Origin of the sequence: Streptomyces sp. NPDC050508 (assembly GCF_040655155.1) — a bacterium.
Lineage (GTDB): Bacteria > Actinomycetota > Actinomycetes > Streptomycetales > Streptomycetaceae > Streptomyces.
Genome location: NZ_JBFAJJ010000023.1, coordinates 101,510 through 123,545 on the forward strand (window position 1 = coordinate 101,510; position 22,036 = coordinate 123,545).

The 22,036-nt window shown below is 69.0% G+C and carries 19 protein-coding genes and 1 pseudogene; 8 read left to right on the forward strand and 12 right to left on the reverse strand.

Going from position 1 to position 22,036, the window contains the following annotated elements; translation table 11 throughout:
* Window positions 1-2: 2 nt before the first annotated feature.
* The gene (locus AB0I69_RS42280; RefSeq protein WP_363101117.1) at window positions 3-1,586 is read left to right on the forward strand and encodes a sodium:solute symporter family protein; all 1,584 of its coding nucleotides are present in this window, start codon (window positions 3-5) and stop codon (window positions 1,584-1,586) included.
* 17 nt (window positions 1,587-1,603) lie between these two features.
* Here the strand turns inward: AB0I69_RS42280 and AB0I69_RS42285 are convergent, their stop codons facing one another.
* Window positions 1,604-2,722, reverse strand: a complete 1,119-nt coding sequence (locus AB0I69_RS42285) for an ADP-ribosylglycohydrolase family protein (protein ID WP_363101118.1) — start codon at window positions 2,720-2,722, stop codon at window positions 1,604-1,606.
* An 857-nt stretch (window positions 2,723-3,579) separates the two neighbouring features.
* A pseudogene (locus tag AB0I69_RS42290) lies at window positions 3,580-3,926 on the reverse strand (ATP-binding protein); the annotation flags it as partial.
* Window positions 3,927-3,986: 60 nt separating this feature from the next.
* Here AB0I69_RS42290 and AB0I69_RS42295 point away from each other — a divergent pair.
* A complete protein-coding gene (locus AB0I69_RS42295) occupies window positions 3,987-4,703 on the forward strand; it encodes a class I SAM-dependent methyltransferase (protein ID WP_363101119.1) in 717 nt (238 codons plus the stop codon).
* Window positions 4,700-5,200: a DUF2165 domain-containing protein gene (locus AB0I69_RS42300; RefSeq protein WP_363101120.1), complete on the forward strand. Its 501-nt coding sequence runs from the start codon at window positions 4,700-4,702 to the stop codon at window positions 5,198-5,200. Before AB0I69_RS42295 ends, AB0I69_RS42300 begins: the two co-directional genes overlap by 4 nt.
* Here the strand turns inward: AB0I69_RS42300 and AB0I69_RS42305 are convergent.
* Window positions 5,193-5,753 carry a hypothetical protein gene (locus tag AB0I69_RS42305; RefSeq protein WP_363101121.1) on the reverse strand — a complete coding sequence of 187 codons (561 nt, stop codon included), beginning with the start codon at window positions 5,751-5,753 and terminating at the stop codon, window positions 5,193-5,195. The two genes, AB0I69_RS42300 and AB0I69_RS42305, sit on opposite strands and share 8 nt — an antisense overlap.
* Window positions 5,754-5,833: 80 nt before the next feature.
* Window positions 5,834-8,419: a bifunctional FO biosynthesis protein CofGH gene (locus tag AB0I69_RS42310; RefSeq protein WP_363101122.1), complete on the reverse strand. Its 2,586-nt coding sequence runs from the start codon at window positions 8,417-8,419 to the stop codon at window positions 5,834-5,836.
* A 272-nt stretch (window positions 8,420-8,691) separates the two neighbouring features.
* Here AB0I69_RS42310 and AB0I69_RS42315 point away from each other — a divergent pair, with 272 nt between their 5' ends.
* Window positions 8,692-10,221: a CehA/McbA family metallohydrolase gene (locus AB0I69_RS42315; protein ID WP_363101123.1), complete on the forward strand. Its 1,530-nt coding sequence runs from the start codon at window positions 8,692-8,694 to the stop codon at window positions 10,219-10,221.
* A 35-nt stretch (window positions 10,222-10,256) separates the two neighbouring features.
* Here the strand turns inward: AB0I69_RS42315 and AB0I69_RS42320 are convergent, their stop codons facing one another.
* Window positions 10,257-11,078 (reverse strand): endonuclease/exonuclease/phosphatase family protein, encoded by an 822-nt coding sequence (locus AB0I69_RS42320; RefSeq protein WP_363101124.1) that lies wholly within the window; start codon window positions 11,076-11,078, stop codon window positions 10,257-10,259.
* Window positions 11,079-11,129: 51 nt separating this feature from the next.
* Between AB0I69_RS42320 and AB0I69_RS42325 the strand changes: the two genes are divergently transcribed.
* On the forward strand, window positions 11,130-11,522 hold the full coding sequence (locus AB0I69_RS42325) for a nitroreductase/quinone reductase family protein (RefSeq protein WP_363101125.1): 393 nt from the start codon (window positions 11,130-11,132) through the stop codon (window positions 11,520-11,522).
* 20 nt (window positions 11,523-11,542) lie between these two features.
* Entirely contained in the window at window positions 11,543-11,980 is a 438-nt protein-coding gene (locus AB0I69_RS42330; RefSeq protein WP_363101126.1) for an SMI1/KNR4 family protein, read from the forward strand.
* 13 nt (window positions 11,981-11,993) lie between these two features.
* On the opposite strand, the gene AB0I69_RS42335 is transcribed toward AB0I69_RS42330, so the two are convergent.
* From AB0I69_RS42335 to AB0I69_RS42350, 4 genes are all read right to left on the reverse strand, one after another.
* On the reverse strand, window positions 11,994-13,457 hold the full coding sequence (locus tag AB0I69_RS42335; protein ID WP_363101127.1) for an aldehyde dehydrogenase family protein: 1,464 nt from the start codon (window positions 13,455-13,457) through the stop codon (window positions 11,994-11,996).
* Complete coding sequence (locus AB0I69_RS42340) at window positions 13,454-15,175, reverse strand: D-aminoacylase (RefSeq protein ID WP_363101128.1); 1,722 nt, start codon at window positions 15,173-15,175, stop codon at window positions 13,454-13,456. The genes AB0I69_RS42335 and AB0I69_RS42340 overlap by 4 nt, the downstream gene beginning before the upstream one ends.
* Before the next feature lie 85 nt (window positions 15,176-15,260).
* Window positions 15,261-16,379, reverse strand: coding sequence for an LLM class flavin-dependent oxidoreductase (locus AB0I69_RS42345; RefSeq protein ID WP_363101129.1), 1,119 nt, complete (start codon window positions 16,377-16,379; stop codon window positions 15,261-15,263).
* 117 nt (window positions 16,380-16,496) lie between these two features.
* A complete protein-coding gene (locus tag AB0I69_RS42350; protein WP_363101130.1) occupies window positions 16,497-17,273 on the reverse strand; it encodes a glucose 1-dehydrogenase in 777 nt (258 codons plus the stop codon).
* A gap of 179 nt (window positions 17,274-17,452) precedes the next feature.
* Between AB0I69_RS42350 and AB0I69_RS42355 the strand changes: the two genes are divergently transcribed.
* Together AB0I69_RS42355 and AB0I69_RS42360 are read left to right on the forward strand one after the other, a co-directional pair.
* Window positions 17,453-18,187: a hypothetical protein gene (locus AB0I69_RS42355; RefSeq protein ID WP_363101131.1), complete on the forward strand. Its 735-nt coding sequence runs from the start codon at window positions 17,453-17,455 to the stop codon at window positions 18,185-18,187.
* Between the two features lie 61 nt (window positions 18,188-18,248).
* The gene (locus AB0I69_RS42360) at window positions 18,249-19,043 is read left to right on the forward strand and encodes a hypothetical protein (protein WP_363101132.1); all 795 of its coding nucleotides are present in this window, start codon (window positions 18,249-18,251) and stop codon (window positions 19,041-19,043) included.
* 49 nt (window positions 19,044-19,092) lie between these two features.
* Here AB0I69_RS42360 and AB0I69_RS42365 read toward each other — a convergent pair whose 3' ends face one another.
* From AB0I69_RS42365 to AB0I69_RS42375, 3 genes are all read right to left on the reverse strand, one after another.
* Window positions 19,093-19,743: a response regulator transcription factor gene (locus AB0I69_RS42365; RefSeq protein ID WP_363101133.1), complete on the reverse strand. Its 651-nt coding sequence runs from the start codon at window positions 19,741-19,743 to the stop codon at window positions 19,093-19,095.
* Window positions 19,744-19,839: 96 nt separating this feature from the next.
* On the reverse strand, window positions 19,840-20,763 hold the full coding sequence (locus AB0I69_RS42370) for an LLM class F420-dependent oxidoreductase (protein WP_363101134.1): 924 nt from the start codon (window positions 20,761-20,763) through the stop codon (window positions 19,840-19,842).
* Window positions 20,760-22,004 carry an amidohydrolase family protein gene (locus AB0I69_RS42375; RefSeq protein WP_363101135.1) on the reverse strand — a complete coding sequence of 415 codons (1,245 nt, stop codon included), beginning with the start codon at window positions 22,002-22,004 and terminating at the stop codon, window positions 20,760-20,762. The genes AB0I69_RS42370 and AB0I69_RS42375 overlap by 4 nt, the downstream gene beginning before the upstream one ends.
* Window positions 22,005-22,036 lie beyond the last annotated feature (32 nt).

Genomic DNA, 22,036 nt, shown 5'->3' on the forward strand with positions numbered 1-22,036 from the left:
ATATGAACGGGCTCGACTGGGCCGTGCTCATCGGCTATTTCGGCGTGATGGTGGCGATCGGCGTGTGGTCGCACAAGCGCGTCGACAACGTGAGCGACTTCTTCACGGCCGGCGGAAAGATGCCCTGGTGGCTGTCCGGCATCTCGCACCACATGTCGGGCTACAGCGCGGTGATGTTCACCGGGTACGCGGGCATCGCCTACACCTACGGCGTCACGTCCTTCATCACCTGGTCGTTCCCGATCGCGCTGGGCATCGCCATCGGCTCCAAGCTGTTCGCGCCGCGCATCAACCGGCTGCGCTCACGGCTCCATGTGGCGTCCCCCCTTGAGTACTTGAAGAACCGCTACAACCTGAAGACCCAACAGGCACTCGCCTGGTCCGGGATGCTGCTGAAGATCGTGGACGTGGCAGCCAAGTGGGCAGCGATCGCAACCCTGTTGTCCGTCTTCACAGGTGTGTCCCTGAACCAGGGCATCCTCATCACCGGCGCGATCACGGCCGTCTACTGCACGATCGGCGGCCTGTGGGCGGACGCGCTGACCGAACTCGGCCAGTTCATCATCCAGTTGCTGGCCGGCGTCTCCATGTTCGTCGCCGTCGTACTGAAGTTGAACGACAAGGGCATCAGCTTCCTCGGCGCCTGGGACGAACCGGCCCTCCAGGGCCACGGCAAACCGCTCGTCGGCCCCTACGGCACGGTCTTCCTCCTCGCGTTCCTCTTCATCAAGCTCTTCGAGTACAACGGCGGCATGCTCAACCAGGCCCAGCGCTACATGGCCACCAAGAGCCCCTACGAGGCCGAGCGTTCGGCCCGCCTGTCGGCGGCGCTGTGGCTCATCTGGCCCACGGTCCTGTTCTTCCCCATGTGGATGTCACCGCTCCTGGTCCACGCACAGAAGCCGGACGGCTCCGACGCGTACGGCCTGATGACCGAACAACTGCTGCCGCACGGCCTGTTGGGCCTGGTGGTCGTCGGCTTCTTCTCCCACACGATGGCGATGTGCTCGTCGGACGCCAACGCGATCGCGGCCGTCTTCACCCGTGACGTGGCACCGGTCGTATCCTCCAAAGCCCGTGCCTGGAACGACCGTTCGGGGCTCATCGCGGCCCGCGTGACGACGGTCGTCTTCCTCGGCCTGTCGATGGCGGTGGCGACGCAGATCAACTCGCCCACGTTCAAGGACATCATCACCGTCGTCATCAAATGGGTCGCGGGTCTCATGGGCCCGATCGCGATCCCGATGATGCTGGGTCTGCTCCGCCCCTTCCGCAAGTCCGGCCCCACGGCGGCACTGACAAGCTGGGCGGCGGGCCTGTTCGCCTTCTGGCTGGTCAACTACCCGATCAACTGGGAGGTCGACGGCGGAGTCCCACTCCAGTACCAGGTATCGATACCGCTCGCGGTCTCCCTCGTCCTCTACATCCTCATCGGCTACGTGAAGCCCGAGGACACCCCGGAACGAGACGCGCTGATCGAGAAGATCAACGGCGGCGGAGACGACGACGGCGAGGCAGCGGCAGCCGCGGTACCCGCGCAGGCACAGGCGGGCGCGGGCGACGACGTGGTGGGCAGCCAGCCATAGCCGACTGCCCACTGCGGCTAGGCGCCTCGCGGATACCGGGCGATCCAGCCCGGGGACGACCCGGCCGGCCCGTGCAACGCGGGCCCCTGGGTCATCTCCACCGCGAAGTCGTCCGCGAGAACGAGCAACGTGGGACGGCCCTCCAGTTCGGCCAACCAGGCCGGCGGGAGGGCCGTCTCGCCGTGCAGGGCCCCGAGCAGCCCACCGGTGAGCGCCCCGGCGACACCGGAGGGCCCGCCCTGGTTCACGGCCAGACACAACCCGTGCCGTACGTCCTCGCCGACGAGCGCGCAGTAGACGGCACCCGCGAGCGCTCCTTCCGCGGTCCCCTCCCCCACGAGTTCCTCGACCCGGCCGGAGGTGGGCATCCCCTGCCGTACGGCACCGAGAGCACGCTGCAGCCCGTCGGAGACCGGCTGATGCCCGGGCCGGACGGCAAGCAGGGCGAGCGCCCGCTGCACAGCGCCGTCGAGACTCTCCCCCCGGGCCAGCCCGTGCACGATGACGGCGTAGGCACCGGCGGACAGATACCCGACCGGATGCCCATGAGTCTGCGCGGCACACTCCACGGCAAGCTGCATCACCAGCTGCGGCTCCCACCCCACGAGCAGCCCGAACGGCGCGGACCGGGCGACGGCCTCGCCCCCCGCCTCACCGGGATTCTTGGGAGCGTCGAGGGTCCCCATCCGCTCGTCCCCAAACCCCAACAAACAGGCCCGAGTTGGATCGCGCCGCGCATAGAGCCACTCCTCCCGCGCAAGCCACCCGTCATCCTTACGACGCTCGTCGGGCCCCCAGTCGTGCTGGGTCGCGGCCCACCGCAGATACGCCCGGTGCAGGTCGGTGGGCGGATGCCAGGCACCGGTATCCCGTCTGACCTGCGCCCGGATCAGCCCGTCGACGGTGAAGAGGGTGAGCTGCGTGAGATGCGTGACGGCGCCGCGCCGCCCATACCCGAAGACGAGATCTACGACGCCTTCCGCGCCGTAGCCCTCCCGGATCTCGTCGATCGCCAACAGGTCGACGGGCGCGCCGAGAGCATCCCCCACGGCGGCCCCCAGCAGGGTCCCCCGCACCCGACTCCGAAAGTCCTGCTGCTCGACCCGGCCCCAGACGGCCCCGGCTGCCGTACTCACCAAGACCTCCTCAGGGCTCCGTCCGTACGTACGAGTCAGTTCAGCACTGTAATCGAACGGGGACGGTGGGTTGAGGGGGTGGATCGGTATGCGGGGAGTTGGACCGGCCTGCGTTTTCGACAGCACCGTTGGGCCACTCGCTTCTTGGCCAGTGTCGGGCTTCCACGGCCCGAGTAAAGGGCGCTCCCTACGGTCGCGTCGGCTACGCCGATTGCGCTGCGCTCCACCCTTGACTCGGTCCGCTCCAGCCCGTTTCAGAAGCGAGCGAGCGGCCCGGAGGAATGGGGGGCCCAGCCATGAACTCCCTTGCCTGTACTGCGTTCTTGGCCGGTGTTCGGGGGCGCGTCAGCGTCTCGCCAGCACGCCGGGCCGGCTCAGCGGCCAACGGCGAGTGGGGCGTGGGGAGTGAAGAGGGGTGGCTGGAGGCCCGGCGGGTGGCGGGCGCCGACGGACAGGACACGATCACATCCCCGCTCCCCCGGCCCTGAGGCGCCCCCCGGGGTACCCGGTCCGTGGAAGTGTGACAGTCGAAGCGGAAGTGTCACACTTTCCGGACCACCCCACCCCAGCCCCTCTCCCTACAGACCTGAAAGGCTGGGGTCATTTCTAACCAGTCATGGGACAGGTCAGTGGTTAGTCTGACCCACACACCTTCCAGCACCCCCACCCACCCACGCACGCACTCACTCACCCGCCCACTCGCGGTTGGCCGCTGAGCCGAGGCGGCGTGCAGGCGAGAGGCTGACGCGTCCCTCCACCCCGGCCCGCAACGCAGTACAGGCAAGGGAATTCATGCCTCGGCCACCCGTTCCTCCGGGCCGCTCGCTCGCTTCTCCAACGGGCTGGAGCGGACCGAGTCAAGGGTGGAGCGCAGCGCAATCGGCGCAGCCGACGCGACCGCAGGGAGCGCCCTTTACTCGGGCCGCGGAAGCCCGACACTGACAAAGAAGCGAGTGGCCCAACGGCAACCGGTGACAGACCTCATCATCAACACCCCAACGGTCTGCATACGCGGCCACGAGCAGCAGCCCGCGCCCAGATTCCGCGTACACCGAGGCCGAGTTCGAGACATGGGGGACCTGGTCGCCCCGAGCGTCCGTCACCTCGATACGGAGCGTGCATAGGCGTCGAGCCGTAGCGCCAGCCTGAAGTCGCGGCCCAACACCCGCCCGTGCACGACGGCGTTCGCGCCAAGTTCGGCGACGTGGGTGAGAGTCCCCCTGAATCGGCACAACGCCGGACTCTGCTCGCCAGGATGGTCCGGGTGACGACCACCCCCTCAGACCTCTGGCACCATTACGGCCGCACCCGCGCCGAGCACGACCGCGCGGTCCCCGGCACCTTCCACTGGAACTGGAGCCAGGACAGCGGTCCCGGCCCGGAAGTGCTGGGTGGGCTATCCGGACTGACCGTCGGAGACCTCGGCGCCGGGGCCGCCCGGCATGCCGCCCACCTCACCGTGCATCACCGGCCCGCACAGGTCGTCGCTGTCGATGCTTCCCCGGCGCAGTGCGAGATGGCTCTCGATCTGTTCGACCACCTCGCCCCGCGCCTGCGCATCGTGTCGTCCGACGCCGTGTCGCATCTGCGGGCGACGGCCGGCACCTACGACGTGCTGTACAGCGTCTTCGGCGCACTCGACTTCACCGATCCGCCCGAGCTGCTGTCGACGGTGGCCGCCGCCCTCAGGCCGGGCGGACGACTGGTGTTCTCCACTCTCGCGCACTACCTGGGCGGCGCCCCCGCGCAGCCGGACGTCGTGGCCGTCGCCGTTCCGGCGAAGACCCCGGAGGGGCAAGCGAGCACGTTGCGCCGCTGGGTGCTCCAGGAGCACGTCTGGGGGAAGATCCTTGGCGAGGCCGGGTTCACGGGCATCAGCGTCGACGTGCTGCCGTCGACCACCGAGGGGCCGCGCACCGCGGACACCCTGTTGATTCGAGCGGTGAGCATCCCCCACACGCGGGGAAGGAAACTGTCATGACCACCCCCACGCCCCGCACCGCAGCCACCCTCGCCGCCACCCTCCTCACCGCCACCGTCGCCCTCTACATCGCCCTCGTCGCCTTCGGGAACATCACCGACTTCGGGACCAACCAGCAGTTCGTGCAGCATGTGTTGGCCATGGACACGACGTTCAAGGACGACGATCTGATGTGGCGGGCGGTGACCAGTAAGGGGCTGCAGGACGCCGCCTACGTCGTGCTCATCGTGTGGGAGACGCTTGCCGCGCTCGTGCTGGTCTACGGGACCTGGCTGTGGGTTCGGCGTGACGACGAGCGGGCGCGGCGCTTCTCCACGTACGGGCTGCTCATGCTCATGGTGTTGTTCGGGGCCGGGTTCATCGCGATCGGCGGTGAGTGGTTCTCGATGTGGCAGTCGAAGGACTGGAACGGTCTGGAGGCGGCGACGCGGGTGTTCCTGCTCAGCGGGGTCGTGCTGGTCGTCGTGCAGCTGACGGCGGACCGGTCCGCTACTTGACCACTATGACTTTGGTGCTCGTCGTGCCGAACGTCCACAGCGCCGCCCCGTCCGCCTTGCCCATCCGTACTCCGCCGGTCTGCTTTCCGGCCGCCGGCGGGGGCGAGGAGCCGTCCACCGCGTTGGAGAAGGCGATGTTGAGGCCGGACTTGGTGGCGAAGTAGACGATGTTCTCGATCTGGACGCCGTCGGAGCCCGTCGTGGCGTCCTTGCGGACGGACACCGTGTACTTGCCGGGGTCGGGGCTCACCGTGCCCGGCCAGACCGGGAATGTGCGGGCCGCCTTGTCGCTCGCGTCGACCAGCCAGACGCGTTTCTGGCCGACGGCGTAGACGATGCGTCGGCCGGTACCGGAGGAGGCCGGTACCGCGGCCGTCGTCGCGTGCGGCTTCGGGGACGTGGACGCGTGCGCGGACACCGAGGCGCTCGGGCGGGCGGCGGACGCCTTCGGGTGCGGCCCCTTGTTGGCCTGGACGGCCAGAACCGTGACCGCGGCGACCGCTCCCACCGTCAGACCGGTCACCCAGACCTTCGAGGCAGGCACGGCACGCATCTCCTCAGCTACACAGCCCCCACATCCCTATCGAACAGGGGTCGGATCATCGTACCGGCCCCCATCCGCACACCCTGACCTCAGTCCAGCACGGGCAGCAGCTCCGGCAGGTGCCCGTCCGAGACCGCCGCCGCCCGCTGGCGCTCCTCCGACACCTCGCCGTACAGCGTGGTGCGCGGTCGCGCCGGGCGGCCCGCCAGCTCCGCTACGGCGACCAGGTCCCGTACCGACTTGTACGAGCCGTACGACGAACCCGCCATCCGCGAGATCGTCTCCTCCATCAGCGTGCCGCCGAGGTCGTTCGCACCGGAGCGCAGCATCTCCGCCGCGCCCTCCGAGCCCAACTTCACCCAGCTCGTCTGGATGTTGGGGATGTGGGGGTGGAGCAGCAACCTCGCCATCGCCACTACCGCCCTGTTGTCCCGCATCGTCGGGCCCGGGCGAGCGATCCCCGCCAAGTACACCGGCGCGTTCGTGTGGATGAACGGCAGCGTCACGAACTCGGTGAAACCGCCCGTCTGTTGCTGGATGGACGCCAGCGTCCGCAGGTGGCCCAGCCAGTGCCTCGGCTGGTCCACGTGGCCGTACATCATCGTCGAGCTCGACCTGATGCCCAACTCGTGTGCCGTCGTGACGACTTCGATCCACGTCGCCGTCGGCAGCTTGCCCTTCGTGAGGACCCAGCGGACCTCGTCGTCCAGGATCTCCGCCGCCGTGCCGGGGATGGTGTCAAGGCCCGCTTCCTTCGCCGCCGTCAGCCACTCGCGGATGGAAAGGCCCGTGCGCGTCGCGCCGTTGACCACTTCCATCGGGGAGAAGGCGTGAACGTGCATGCCGGGCACGCGTTCCTTCACCGCCTTCGCGATGTCGAAGTACGCCGTGCCGGGCAGGTCGGGGTGGATGCCGCCCTGCATGCAGACCTCGACTGCCCCGACTTCCCAGGCCTGTTGGGCGCGGTCCGCCACCTGGTCCAGGGAGAGCGTGTACGCGTCCGCGTCCGTACGGCGCTGCGCGAAGGCGCAGAAACGGCAGCCCGTGTAGCAGACGTTGGTGAAGTTGATGTTGCGAGTGACGATGTAGGTGACGTCGTCGCCGACCGCCGACTTCCGTACGTCGTCCGCGATCCGCGTCAGCGCGTCCAGCGCCGGGCCGTCCGCGTGCAGCAGGGCGAGGGCCTCCGCGTCGGTGAGGCGAGTGGGGTCGTCGGCCGCCGTCGCCAGTGCCTGCCGTACGTCCGTGTCGATGCGCTCGGGGACCATGCCGGGTGCCGCCGCCTCGCGCAGGGCGGCCCAGTCGCCGTAGACCTCGTCGAAGTCGTCACGGCGGTCGGACGTACGGCCCTCCGTGTCGATGGACACATGCAGATCCGTCCGGCCCGTCGCTACGAACGCCTCCTCCGGTTCCTGCCACGCGTGGCCCTCCACAACCGCATCGGGGAGGGCCAGGCCTGTCTCCGGGTCCGCCAGTGCCCGTACGTGCGGCAGCAGGCGTGGGTCCAGCCAGGGTTCGCCGCGGCCCACGAACTCCGGGTACACGCAGAGGCGTTCGCGTAGTTCGAAGCCCGCCTCTGCCGACTGTTCGCGCAGCAACTCGATCTGCGGCCAGGGGCGTTCGGGGTTCACGTGGTCGATCGTCAGCGGCGACACCCCGCCCCAGTCGTCGATGCCCGCGCCGATCAGGCGCTTGTACTCGGAGTCGACGAGGTTGGGGGGTGCCTGGATGCAGGCCGCCGGGCCCATGATGTGGCGCGCCACCGCGACCGTCGCCACCAGTTCGTCCAGTTCCGCGTCCGGCATGCCGCGCATCGCCGTGTCCGGCTTGGCGCGGAAGTTCTGGATGATCAGTTCCTGGATGCCGTGGTAGGACCGCGAGATCTTGCGGAGTGCGAAGAGGGAGTCCGCGCGCTCCTCGTACGTCTCGCCGATGCCGATCAGGATGCCCGAGGTGAAGGGGACCGAGGACCGGCCCGCGTCCTCCAGCACGCGCAGGCGTACGGCGGGCTCCTTGTCCGGCGAGCCGTAGTGCGGGCCGCCCGGCTCGGACCAGAGGCGGGTCGCGGTCGTCTCCAGCATCATGCCCATGGACGGGGCGACCGGCTTGAGGCGCTGGAAGTCCGTCCAGGTCATCACGCCGGGGTTGAGGTGGGGCAGCAGGCCCGTCTCCTCCAGGATGCGGATGGAGATGGCGCGGACGTAGGCGATCGTGTCGTCGTAGCCGTGCGCGTCGAGCCACTCGCGCGCCTCCGGCCAGCGGTCCTCGGGCTTGTCGCCGAGGGTGATCAGGGCTTCCTTGCAGCCGAGTTCGGCGCCCTTGCGCGCGATGTCGAGGACCTCGTCCGGGGACATGAACATGCCGTGGCCGGCGCGGCGGAGCTTGCCGGGGACGGTGACGAAGGTGCAGTAGTGGCACTTGTCGCGGCAGAGGCGGGTGAGGGGGATGAAGACGCTCTTCGAGTACGTGATCACGCCGGGGCGGCCGGCCGCCTCCAGGCCCGCGTCGCGCACCCGGGCGGCCGAGGCGGTGAGGTCGTCGAGGGCCTCGCCGCGGGCTTGAAGCAGCACCGCCGCTTCCGTCACGTCGAGGGCGACGCCGTCACGGGCGCGTTTGAGGGCGCGACGCATGGAGTTCTCGGTCGGGCCGGTTCCGGAGCTCGCGGGAGTCGTCATCCTTCGAGCATACGATCGGTCTGATCAGGCCAAAGAGGGGCGCCCGATTCGTTCCGGCCGGGCAGGTCGTTACACGGTGTCACTGGCAGTGGGAGCACTCCCTCCTCGCCCGTACCAGTTCCGCCCTCCTCCCATGCCGACTCCGGTTTCCCGACACCCGCCGATTCCCTTTCCTTGCACGGGAGTTCACAGCCGACTATCAGAGTCGTACAGGTCACCTCCGCTCACCTCCGCGCCATCCCTGTCACTCACGACACCCCGGGAGCAGCAGCATGTGCGACGACGATCACGGAAACAGCACCAGCAGACGCGCACTGATCGTGACGGGCGCCACCGCCGCGCTTACCTTGGGAAGCGTGACCTTCGCGAGCGGTGCGGCGACCCCGGCGAGCGGCGCCCAGGAGACGCGGACGGTACGGGGCACGCTCCCGACCGGTTCGCCCGACTATGTGTATGTGCCTGTCGAGGTGCCCTCGGGGGTCCGCGAGCTCAAGGTGGCGTACACGTACGACAGGCCGTCCGTCCCGGCCGGCACCCAGGGCAACGCCCTCGACATCGGCGTCTTCGACCAGCACGGCACGGGCCTGGGCGGCCGGGGTTTCCGGGGCTGGTCGGGCGGGGCGCGCACGGAGTTCTTCATCCGGGTCGACGACGCGACGCCCGGCTACCTCCCCGGCCCGGTGCGCGAAGGCACGTGGCACATCGCGCTGGGCCCCTACACGGTGTCCCCGCAGGGACTGTCGTACGAGCTCACGATCACGCTCACCTACGGCGAACCGGGCGTCGCCCCGACGCCGGTGTACCCGCCGGAGCGGGCGAAGGGGCGGGGGCGGGCCTGGTACCGGGGTGACTGCCACATGCACTCCTGGTACTCGGACGGGCGCCGCACCCCCGCCGAGATCGCGGCGCTGGCGCGCGCGGCCGGCCTGGACTTCATCAACTCGTCCGAGCACAACACCCAGTCCTCGCACGCCCATTGGGCCTCGGAGGCGGGCGACGACCTGCTGATCATGCTGGGCGAGGAGGTGACGACGAGGAACGGTCACGTCGTCGCCCTCGGCACCGAGCCCGGCACCTTCGTCGACTGGCGCTACCGGGCGCGCGACAACCGCTTCGGACGGTTCGCCCGCGAGATCCGGCGGGCCGGCGGCCTGGTCGTGCCCGCCCATCCGCACGCCACCTGCATCGGCTGCGCCTGGAAGTTCGGCTTCGGCGAGGCGGACGCCGTGGAGGTGTGGAACGGCCCCTACACGCCCGACGACGAGGTCGCCCTGGCGTCCTGGGACGCGACGCTGGTGGCGTCCGTGCGGGAGAACCGGGAGTGGCTTCCGGCGATGGGCAACAGCGACGCCCACCGCGACCCGGACGCGATCGGCCTGCCCCAAACCGTGGTCCTGGCCGAGGACTTGACGAGGGAGGCGATCCAGGACGGCATCCGCGCGGGCCGTTCCTACGTCGCCGAGTCCAGGAACCTCACCCTCTCCTTCACCGCATCCGGCGGGCGGGCCGAACACGCGGGAATCGGCGAGCGGTTGAAGGTGGATGCGGACACGCCGGTCACGGTACGGCTGGAAGCCACCGGCGCCCCGCGCTGCACGGTCCGCTTCGTGACCGACCAGGGGGTGCTGTTCACCAGCGATCCGCTGTCCGTCTCCGGGGCGGGGGCCGTCGAGTGGCACACGACCGCCTCCTACGCGGCTTACGTACGGGCCGAGTTGAGGCACGAGACGGCGGCGGGACCGGTGCCGGGGGCGCTGGCCGCGTTCACGAACCCGATCTTCCTGGGCGAAGCCAAGCGGTGAAGCCGAGCCGTGAAGCCGAGCGGTGAACCGGTGAACTAGGCGCTCAGATCGACGACAACGGCCGCGTGGTCGGTCGGCCACACCCCGTCGACCGGCCCGTACCCGGCCCGCCGTACGCCCCGTACATGGCCGAGCCCGCCCTTCCCGGTCGGCTCGACGAAGACGTAGTCGATACGAACACTCGGCCCGAACGTGCCCGCCACGTAGGGATTCGCGAGGTCCCAGGTAGCTGAGGGCGCCCCCGGCTCGGCGAAGTCCCAGGCGTCGATGAGGACTTGACCACCCACGGCCGGCGCGGTCCTGTACCCCCCGAAGAGCCGCACCTCGTCCGAGTCGGGCCAGGCGTTGAAGTCGCCGGTGACGACGGACGGGAAGGGGCCGTCGCCACGGTGCTCGGCGACGAACTCCGCGAGTGCGGTGACCTGTTGGCACCGTACGGCCGAGGCGTCGGTGGCGGAGGAGAGGTGGACGGTGAAGAAGGGGATTCGGTGGCCCGGCGCGTCCAGCCCCGCGTAGAGCGCGAGCCGACCGCCGTCTCCATCACCCGGCGGCAGCGGCAGCACGGCCTGCTCGGCGATGGGCCAGCGGCTGAGGACGGCGTTGCCGATGCCGACGGTGGGGTCGCCGAGGCGCCGCTGCCAGAACCCGGGATCGTGAGAGGCTCCCCAGGTCCAGTGCATACCGAGTTCCGAGGCGAGCCACGCGGCGAGGTTCTCACCGCCGGCGCCCCCGGTGTCCCACACCTCCTGCAACCCGACGACATCGGGGCGCAGTTCCCGCAACACGGCAAGAATCGCCTTCTGCCGGGCCTCCCAGGGCCCGTACCGCCACCACAGGTTCCACGTCACGACGCGCACGGGATCATTGAAGTCCACGACGCGGCCAGCCGACAGGAGATCCGGAAACCGATGCCGAACACCCCCGAGTCCAAGTACCGCAATGTCACGAGATTCCAGCGCCTGCTGAACTCGGTCACGCGACGCCTCCCCACCCAGACCGTCCTGGAGACCACCGGCCGCGTCTCCGGCAAGCCGCGCCGCACCCCGCTCGGCGGACGCCGGGTCGGCGACACCTTCTGGCTGGTCTCGGAGTTCGGGGAGCTCTCCCAGTACGTCCGCAACATCAAGGCGAACCCGGAGGTACGGGTACGGATCATGGGCCGCTGGCACACCGGCACCGCGCACCTGCTCCCCGACGACGACCCCCAGGCCCGCCTGCGCACCCTGCCCCGCTTCAACAGCGCGGCGGTGAAGGCGATGGGGTCGAGCCTGTTGACGGTGCGGGTGGATCTCCGGCACTGAGCCCGGCCTACCCTGCACCCATGTGGAAAGCCGCCGCCCAACAGGCCTGTTCCGAGACCGAGTTCGGCGTACCTGTCGCCCCACCGACCCTCCGCGCGGCGGAGCGGAGGCTCGGGCGGCGACTCCCCGCCGCGCTCGCGGACCTGCTCGGGGAGACGAACGGCATCAGCGGCCCCTACGGACTCGACACCGTCTGGCCCCTGGAACGGATCGTCGAGGACAACCTGCACTTCTGGTCGGACCCGACGTTCGCCGACCTCTACATGCCGTTCGAGCCGCTGCTGTTCTTCGGTGACAACGGCGGCGGCGACCAGTTCGCGTTCGTGCGCGTTCCCGACGAGCGGCCCGACGTCTTCGTATGGGAGCACGAGGACGACAGCCGCCGGTGGGTGGCCGGGGACCTGCGGGACTACCTCGACCGCTCGCTCACGGCGGAGGGGGACGACTGGTACCGATAGCCGGCCCGGCGTCTCACCCCGGCCACACGATCGCCTGCACCTCGCTGTACGCGTGCAGCGCGTACGACCCGACGTCCCGCCCGACCCCGCTCTTCTTGAACCCCCCGAACGGCGCCTCCATGTTGCGGCCCACGGTGTTGACCCCCACCCCGCCGGCCCGCAGCAGCCGCGCCACCCGGAACGCCCGGGCCACGTCCCCCGACCAGACGTAGTCGATGAGGCCGTAGTCGCTGTCGTTGGCGAGGGCCACCCCTTCCTCCTCCTCGTCGAAGGGGACGACCACGACCACCGGCCCGAAGATCTCCTCACGGACGACCCGCATATCGGCGCCGCAGTCGGCCAGGACGGTGGGCGCGACGAGGAACCCCGGTCCGTCGGAGGGCCGTTCGCCACCCGCGACGACGATCGCCCCTTCCTTCCGGCCGAGTTCGACGTACGACTCGACGCGCTCCCGGTGCGCGGCGGAGATCACCGGCCCGACCACCGTGTCCGGCGAGCGCGGATCACCGACCTTCAACGCCCGTGCGTATCCGGCGAGTTGCTCGACGACCCGCTCATACACACCGCGCTGCGCCAGCACCCGCGTCGGCGCCGTACAGATCTGCCCGCTGTAGAAGGAGAAGGTCGTCCCGATCCCGGACACGGCGGAGGCGACATCCGCGTCGTCGAAGACAACAGCTGCCCCCTTCCCGCCCAGCTCCATCAACTGCCGCTTCATACCGCGCCCGCACACCTCGGCGATCCGCTGCCCGACAGCCGTGGACCCGGTGAAGCTGACCATGTCGACGTCACCGGACTCGACCGCCGCCTCACCGACCTCCACGGACTGCCCGTTGACGACGTTCACGACCCCGCGCGGCACCCCGGCCGCCTCCAGCGCCTCCGCCATGCGGTAGACGGACAGCGGATCCTGCGGGGCCGGTTTCACCACCACCGTGTTGCCCATGGCGAGGGCGGGGGCGATCTTCCCGGCGGGGTTGGCCCAGGGGTTGTTGTACGACGTGATGCAGGCAACGACACCCACCGGCTGCCGTACGGCAAGCGCACCCATGACGGCCGCCCGCCCGAACGGGCCCGCCTCGTTGACCTGCGGCGCGATCGCCCACTCGGCCGGCTCGACGGTCGCGTACCGCCGGAACCGGGCGGCGGCCACGCCCACTTGCATGCCCCGCGCGGTCCCGGTCGTGGCGCCGGTCTCCGCCTGGGCGAGTTCGGCGTACGACACGAGCCCGCCACGGATGATGTCCGCCGCCCGCCCGAGAACCGCCGCGCGCTCCTCGGCCGGCGTGCGCGACCACGCCCCGTACGCCTCCCGGGCAGCGGCGGCAGCGGCGAACACCTGCCCCCGCGAGGCTTCAGGCGCCCACCCCACGGTCTCCTCGGTAGCCGGATCGACCACGGCGTAATACCCACCGTCGGGCTCGACCCACTCCCCGCCGACGAACAACCTCTGCTCGCCCGCGACTTGGGAACTCACTTCGTGCTCACCGTCCTGGTGTCCCGCCCCGACCGCAGCACCCGCCCCGGCACGTTCCCGCTCACCACGTCGTCCCGGATGGCCTCAACTCCGTTGACCCACACGGCCCGTATCCCGATCGCCTTGGAGTCCAGGCGCGGACTGTCACCCGGCAGGTCGTGCACCAGGGTGGCCTTGCCGGCGTCGATCCGTTCCGGGTCGAAGAGCACCAGGTCCGCATGCCAGCCCTCCCGCAACTGCCCCCGCTCCCGCAGCCCGAACAGCCGCGCCGGATCGTCGGTCAGCATCTTCACGGCCTGCTCCAACCCCACCAACTTCCGCCCGCGCACACAGTCCCCGATGAACCGGGTCGTGTACGGCGCCCCACACATCCGATCCAGATGCGCCCCGGCATCGGACCCCCCAAGCAACACATCCTCGTGCTGCCAGGTCTCGGCACGCAGCGCCCAGGAGGCCGGGTCATTGTCGGAGGGCATCGGCCAAAGCACCGTCCGCAGCTCATCAGCCGCACAGATCTCGACCAGACACTCAAAGGGCTCCTGGCCCCGTTCCGCGGCGATGTCCTTCACCACCCGCCCGGTCAGCCCCTCGTTGGCCGCGCTGTACGTATCGCCGATCACATACCGCCCGAAGTTCGCGAGCCGCCGGAAGACGCCCGCCTCCTTGCTGTTGGCGTTCCGCAGCATCTCGGCGCGCACGTCGGGTTCGCGCAGCCTGGCGATCCGCTCGGGCACGGGCAGGCTCAGCACCGATCCCCACCCGGGTATCAGGTTCAGCGCGCAGAAGGTGCCGAGGGACATGTTCATGGGCGTGAGGATCGGCATGGTCAGGGCGACGACCCGCCCCCCGGCCTTCCGAGCCCGCTCACTCGCGAACAGCTGCCGAGGCACACGCTCAGGCACAGCGGCATCGATCGTCAACACATTCCAGTTCAGCGGACGCCCCGCCACCGCGCTCATCTCGACGAACAGATCGATCTCCGCGTCACTGAACTGATCCAGACACCCGGCGACGATCGCCTCGATCTGCGTCCCCTCGTGCTCACCAACTGCCCTGGAAAGCGCGATGAGTTCGGCGGGCAACGCATGCCGGGAGGCAACGGGCTTCCCGTCCCCATCGGAGTGAGTGGAGGACTGGGTGGTGGAGAAACCCCAGGCACCCGCGTCCATGGCCGCGTGCAACAGCCGTACGATCTCGGCGAGTTGCTCCTCACTCGGCTGCCCACCCACGGCATCCGCCCCCATCACATACCGGCGCAGCGCACAGTGCCCCACCATGAACCCGGCGTTGACGGCGATCCGCCCTTCGAGCGCGTCCAGATACTCCCCGAACCCACGCCAACTCCAGGGCGCCCCCTCCTCCAGCGCGACCAGCGACATCCCCTCGACCTTGGACATCATCCGCCGCGTGTAGTCGGCGTCCGCCGGCTTCAGGGGTGCGAGCGTGAACCCACAGTTCCCGGCGGCGACGGTCGTCACCCCGTGGTTGAGGGACGGCGTGGCATACGGGTCCCAGAAGAGCTGGGCGTCGTAGTGGGTATGGGGGTCGACGAACCCCGGCGCGAGAACAAGTCCGTGCGCGTCCTCGGCGGTACGGGACTCCTCAACCACCGTACCGACAACGGCGATACGCCCGTCCCGTATCCCCACGTCGGCGACGAACCCAGGCGCCCCCGTCCCATCAACGACGGTGACACCTTTGATGACGTGATCAAGCATGGGGCGCCTCCTCAACTCCGCTTGTTTTCAGGGGCGCGGGGAACTGCGCGACCAGCCCCCACGCACCCGCAGCCGCCGTACAACCTCAGGCCGTCTCCCGGAACCGCGTAGTCCGATGAACAGGATCCGTGTCGATCTTCGGAATCACGTGCTCCCCGATCAACCGAATCGTCTGCAACGTCTCCTCCTTCGGCACCCCCACCGGCAACCCGAAGCTCAACTGATCCGCCCCGGCCTGCTCCCACCGCTTGCACTGCGTGAGCACCTCATCGGGATCCCCACAGATCAACAGCTCCTCTTCCACGAGGAGTTCGACAAACTCCGGCGTGTATTCGGGCAAGGTCTCCGGCCACACCGGAAACCCCTCAGGCCGAGGAAACGTGTCGTGGTACCGGAACACCAGCGAGGGCAGATAGTGCAGCCCCCCACTCGTGGCGATCCGGATCGCCTCGTCATGGGTCGGCGCGCAGATCGCCGTCGTGGTCACCATGACGTTGTCGTTGACGAACGCCCCGACCGGCTCCGCGTTCACGATCGCCGTCTTGTACTGCTCCAGCACCCACTCCATGTCGGACACCTTCTGGATGCTGAACCCCAGCACCCCCAGCCCCTTGCGCGCGGCCATGGCGTACGACGGAGGCGACCCGGCGGCGTACCACATCGCGGGGTGCGCCTTGCCGTACGGCTTGGGCAGGATCTTGCGCGGCGGCAGCTGCCAGTGCTTGCCCTGGAAGCCGACGTACTCGTCCTGGAGCCACATCTTGGGGAACTCGGCGATGGTCTCTTCCCAGATCTCCTTGGTGTAGTTCATGTCGGTCACGCCCGGTATGAACCCGAGGATCTCGTGCGACCCGGCGCCACGCCCGCTGCCGAACTCGAAGCGGTTGCCGGTGAGATGGTCGAGCATGGCGACCTTCTCGGCGACCTTCACCGGGTGGTTGACCTGCGCGAGGGGGTTGAAGATGCCCGACCCGAGGTGGATGCGGTCCGTCGCGTGGGCGAGGTAGCCGAGGAAGACGTCGTTGGCCGAGAGGTGCGAGTACTCCTCCAGGAAGTGGTGCTCGGACGCCCAGGCGTACTTGAAGCCGGACTTGTCCGCCTGGATGACGTACTCGGTCTCCTCCATCAGCGCCTTGTGCTCGGCCAGCGGGTCCGTCTCGGCACGCTTGCCCACGTATCCCTGTACAAAGAGCCCGAATTCCAAGGAGGTTCACCGTCCCCAGTCCAGATGGTTCCTATGAGTGCTACGACTTTCTGACGCTGCGTCAGATTCGTCAATAGATGACGCCCTGTCAGATACCGCGAGACGCCGCCAGAGGACTCAGAAGACACTGACCCCGGCCAGCCAGCCCCCGTCGATCACGAACGGCTGCCCGGTGATGTAGGACGAGTCGTCACAGCTCAGGAAGAGCGCGAGGCGGGCGACCTCCGCCGGCTTCCCGATCCGGCCGAGCGGTACGAGCTTGCGGTACAACTCGTCGAGCGCCCGGGACATCTCCTCGACGTCCGCGTCCGGGTCCAGCTGGGCCGGGTTGGACATCGCGGTGTCGATGGCGCCCGGGCACATCGCGTTGACCCGGATCCTCCGGTCGGCCAACTCCAGCGCGGCGACGCGGGTGAGGCCGAGGATGGCGTGCTTGGTGGCCGCGTACGCGCCGACGGCCGCCATCCCGGTCACCGCCGTGTACGAGGCCGTGTTGACGATCGTGCCGCCGTCCTCCATCGCCGCCGCCACGGCCTTGATCCCGAGGAAGCAGCCGACCTGGTTCACCCGCACGACCTGCATGAACTCCTCAAGGGGCGTGTCCACAAGGGAGTTGAACCGCAGGATCCCCGCGTTGTTGACCAGCCCGTCGATCCGCCCGTACGCCTCCTTGGCGGCCCCCACGGCGGCGCTCCAGTCCGCCTCCGCACCGACATCGAGATGGACGTAGGACGCGGACGCACCCAACTCCTTTGCCAGCGCCTCCCCTTGCTCGTCCAGCACATCGGCCACGACGACTTTCGCGCCCTCGGCCGCGAACAGCCGCGCCTCCTGCTCCCCCTGCCCACGCGCCGCTCCGGTGACCAGAACGACGCGCCCGTCCAGCTTGCCCATGCGGGCCTCCTCGGGATCGGTGGATGCGGGGCATCGTAGCGCCGTACCTGACGGAGCGTCAGATGGAGCGGGAGGTCTTGCACAAGCACACTGCAAGTGCACAAGCGCACTTCAAGTGACCGCGGAGTAGGGACATTTGACTCTGTCCATACCTCGGCTTGGCTCCAAGAATGCCGGGTATGGCAAAGCGGAGATTACGCAACAGGAAAGTCAGGTACGTGGCGATCGGCGCGGCACTCGCCACCGGCGGGGTGGTCGTCGCCCTGCTGCCGTCGGCGAACGCGGCCGACGCGAAGACGCCGGACCAGATCATGACCATGTGCGAGAGGTCCGCGGTGGTCAATGGCGAACAGCGGTCCGTGGAGGATTTCGGCGGCGCCTTCGCGGACGGTTTCCAGGCCGACAACTGCGATTACGTGGAGACCAATTTCGAGACCTTCGACGGGCCCACCGAAAAGGCGTCCATCGACTTCCCGAACTGCGAGCCGAACGCCACCGACCCGGCGAAGGTGTCCATCACCTGGTCGTCGACCTCGGCCCAGGGACAGGGCAAGTACGTCTCCACCCAACAGGGCGCCGCAGGAGGCCTCTTCGGATTCCTGAGCGGGTCCTGGAGCAAGCACAAGGGCACCCTCGACATGACCGTGAAGTCGGCGACGGCCGGGGACACGGAAGCGCGGGACGTGCCGGTCGGCAAGGTGCTCCACATGGAGTTCACGCCCAAGTTGCAGCGCATGACCGGCGAATGGCGAGTGCGCGTCGACGCCCGCGAACAGACCACCGTCCTGCCGGCCAGCCCGGAGCAGAACTTCGTGGCGCCGGACGTCGTCGAGGGCCCCGTCATCCTGCCGGGCGCGGCCGGTGCTCCCGGTGTCGTGGACGGCACCTCCAAGGCGGTCCTGGAGGACTGCTGAGCCGCCTCTCGACCTTCAGGAAACCGCAGCTCAACTCCCCTACACGTCCCAGGAGACACCCATGACCCGGAACGGCCGCACAAGAAGCCACCGGAGCAAGAAGAAGCGCATCACCCTCGCCCTGGCCCCCGTCGCGGCGCTCGCGGTGATCATCCCGCTGATGAACCAGGCGAACGCCGCCACCCCCTCCGAAGTGAGCGCCGACTGCTCCGCGGACTCCGACAAGCTGGCCAACTGCGAGTTCGTGGACGTGCAGTTCAAGGCGAACAGCCTCGGGCCCAACGAACGCGTCTCCCCGGTGTCCGACAACTGCGGTTCCACGAGCACCGCGACGAAGACCTTCAACGTGAGTACGTCCGTGACGAGAACCCTTCAACTGGAGGAGGGAACCGTCACCGAGGCCGGCACGAAACTCGGGAACTCGCTCTTCGAAGTCGGCCTGGAATTCAGCACGTCGACCATCAACATCACACGCGACGACAAGACGACCACCCTTTCGTTCAGCCGGACGGACACCGTGCAGCCGGACAGCACCGCCTTCTTCATGTGGTCCGCCAAGCGCACCGATGTGAGCGGATTCCTGAAGGCCACGTACAAGGAGGCACAGGACGGTCAGACGGTGTTCTTCGCGCCGAGCGAGGGAGCAGCTACTGTGCACGTCTTCTATCCGCAGATCCTGAACAACGGAACGCCCGACGGGCGCCTCTGGCTGCGAAATGTGAAATGCGAGACCACCGCGGCCGACGCGGTCCCGAACTCGACGAAGGCCCTCCAGTCCGAAGAGGCCGGATTCGGCGAGGGCGGCGCCAATGTCACCGACGTGGAAATACCCCTGTCGGAGGTCCCGGCACCCTGATCGCCGGAAAGGGATTCCGGCCGGCGTTCTCAGGTGTTCTCGGATGTTCTCAGGTGCGAAGCACGGGTGTGGCTCCCAGCCAGCGCAGGACCGCGTCCGTGCCGCTCCTGGCGTCCAACTTGGCATAGATGTTGCTGAGGTTGTTGCGGACGGTCTTCTCGCTCAGCCGTAATCGCTGCCCGATCTGCTGCGCGCCCAGGCCGGTCGACAGCAGCTCCATGATCTGCTGCTCGCGCGGCGAGAGCAGCGCCCGCAGCCGCTCCATGGCGTCGTCGGTCGCGGCCATCCGCCGGGCCCCCTCGCGCAGCGCGGCGGTCGCCGACGGAGAGAGGTAGGTGTGCCCGACGGTGGCCGCCACCATCGCCGAGGACATCATCTCGGGGCAGTGGTCTCCCTCGACCAGATAGCCCGCCCCGGCCCGGAACACCCCGACCACCGCTTCGGTGTCCCGGCGCGGACTGACCACGACCGCCGGGACACTCCGGGCGCGGAGAACCTCCAGCAGCCCTGGAAAGGACACGGCCGGATCCTCGCAGTGCAGCACGACGACGTCCGCCGTGGTCTCCGCCAGCCCGTCGTAAGGCGGGGAGACATGCACCACACGGTCCACGTACGGATCGTCCGGGGGCGGCCAGTTCTCGTGCGGCCAGGTGACCCCGGCGGAGGCCACGGCAACTACGAGTCGTTCGGAGGATCGCACTTCGGGGGTCCTTCCGCCGGAGCCAAAACGTCCGTACGTCCGTACATACGCGGCGCGGCGTAACCGTGTTCAAACAGGCCGTGATCACAGGCGTGATCAGAGCAACGGCCCCACCTCGGTCCCGAACTCGCTTATCTGATCGGTGAGTTCGCCACGGTCGCGGCAGCGGAACCGCACCTGGATCTGGTCCACACCCATCGCCCGGTAGGCGCGAAGGGACTCGGCGAGGACTTCCGGCGCCCCGGTGAGCGTGCGCCGCCCGACCTCCCACCCCGGGTCGCCGACGTACAACGGCTCGGTGATGGCCCCGAACACGAACGGCCCTTCTACGGCCGCCTCTTCGCGCAGTCGCCGTATCCGCCCGATCTGCGCGGGCAGCTTGTCGCGCGGATCGCCCTGCGGCAGCCATCCGTCCGCCTTGAGCGCGGCCCGGCGTACGGCGGCGGGTGACGACCCGCCGACCCAGAGGGGGACGTGTTCCTGCGCGGGGCGGGGCCGCTGACCGAGGCCCTCGAAGTCGTACAACTTCCCATGATGCTCAGGGAATTCGTCCGGGCCGAGCGCGGCACGCAACGCCTCCATCGACTCGTCGAGGACGGCCCCGCGCCGGTCGAAGTCGACCCCCAGCACCTCGAACTCCTCCCGCACGTGCCCGGCGCCGACCCCGAGGATCAGCCGGCCTCCGCTGAGGTGGTCGAGGGTGGCGTACTGCTTGGCGGTGAGCAGCGGATGCCGTAGGCCCACGACCGCGACATGGCTCAGCAGCCGGACGTGTTCGGTGACGCCCGCGAGGTAGGAGAGGGTGGCGACGGGGTCGTACCAGATCGTGCTCATGGCGGTGGCGAGGCGGCGCGGGACGCCGACGTGGTCGCAGCCCGCGATGTAGTCGAAGCCCGCCCGGTCGGCGGCGCGGGCGATCTCGACGAGGTCGGCGGGGCCGGCGTCGGCCTCCCAGGGTTCGGCGTAGATGGTGCTCTGGGACTGGACGGGCAGCTGCAACCCGTAGGCGAGGCCGCTCACTTGGGTCCCTCCCAGAGGCCGTCCGGTGTCAGGCCCAGCAGTTCGATCGCGTTGCCTCGTACGATCCGCTCGACCACGTCCGGCGCCAGGTGTCCCATCTGTGCCTCGCCGACCTCGCGGGACTTGGGCCAAGTGGAGTCGGAGTGGGGGTAGTCGGTCTCGTAGAGGACGTTCCCGACGCCGATCGAGTCGAGGTTCTTCAGGCCGAAGGCATCGTCGAAGAAGCAGCCGTAGACGTGCTCGGTGAAGAGTTCGGAGGGCGGGCGGTGGACCTTGTCGGCGACGCCACCCCAGGCGCGGTTCTCCTCCCAGACCACGTCGGCGCGCTCCAGGATGTAGGGGATCCAGCCGATCTGGCCCTCGGCGTACATGACTTTGAGGTCGGGGAAGCGTTCGAACTTGCCGCTCATCAGCCAATCCACCATGGAGTAGCAGCAGTTGGCGAAGGTGATCGTCGACCCCACGGCGGGCGGTGCGTCGGCCGAGGTGGAGGGCATGCGGCTGCTGGAGCCGATGTGCATGGCGATGACTGTCTGCGTCTCGGCGCAGGCGGCGAGGAACGGGTCCCAGTCGTCGGTGTGGATGGAGGGCAGGCCGAGGTGCGGGGGTATCTCGGAGAAGGCGACGGCGCGGGTGCCGCGGGCCGCGTTGCGGCGGACCTCCGCGGCGGCCAACTCCGGGTCCCACAACGGGATGAGAGGGAGTGGTATCAGGCGGCCGTGCGCGTCGGGGCCGCACCACTCCTCCACCATCCAGTCGTTGTAGGCGCGGACGCAGAGCAGCCCGAGTTCGCGGTCGGTGGCCTCGGTGAACGTCTGGCCGCAGAAGCGGGGGAAGGTGGGGAAACACAGGGCGGACTGGACGTGGTTGACGTCCATGTCGGCGAGGCGGGCCGGGACGTCGTAGGAGCCCGGTCGCATCTGCTCGTAAGTGATGACTTCCAGCTTGATCTCGTCCCGGCTGTAGCCGACGGCGGTGTCGAGACGGGTGAGGGGGCGGTGCAGATCCTCGTACACCCACCAGTCGCCGATGGGGCCGTCGTCGCCGGGCTCGCCCATGACGGGCTTGAACCGGCCGCCGAGGAACGTCATTTCCTTGAGCGGGGCACGGACTATCCGGGGGCCGGTGTCCAGGTACTTCTTGGGCAGCCGGTGCTGCCAGACGTCGGCGGGCTCCACGGTGTGGTCGTCGACGGAGATGATCGGCGGAAGGGGGGTCGGGGCGGTGGTCTGGGTGTCCATGGCGCTCACGGTAGCGCCGATCTGACGACCCG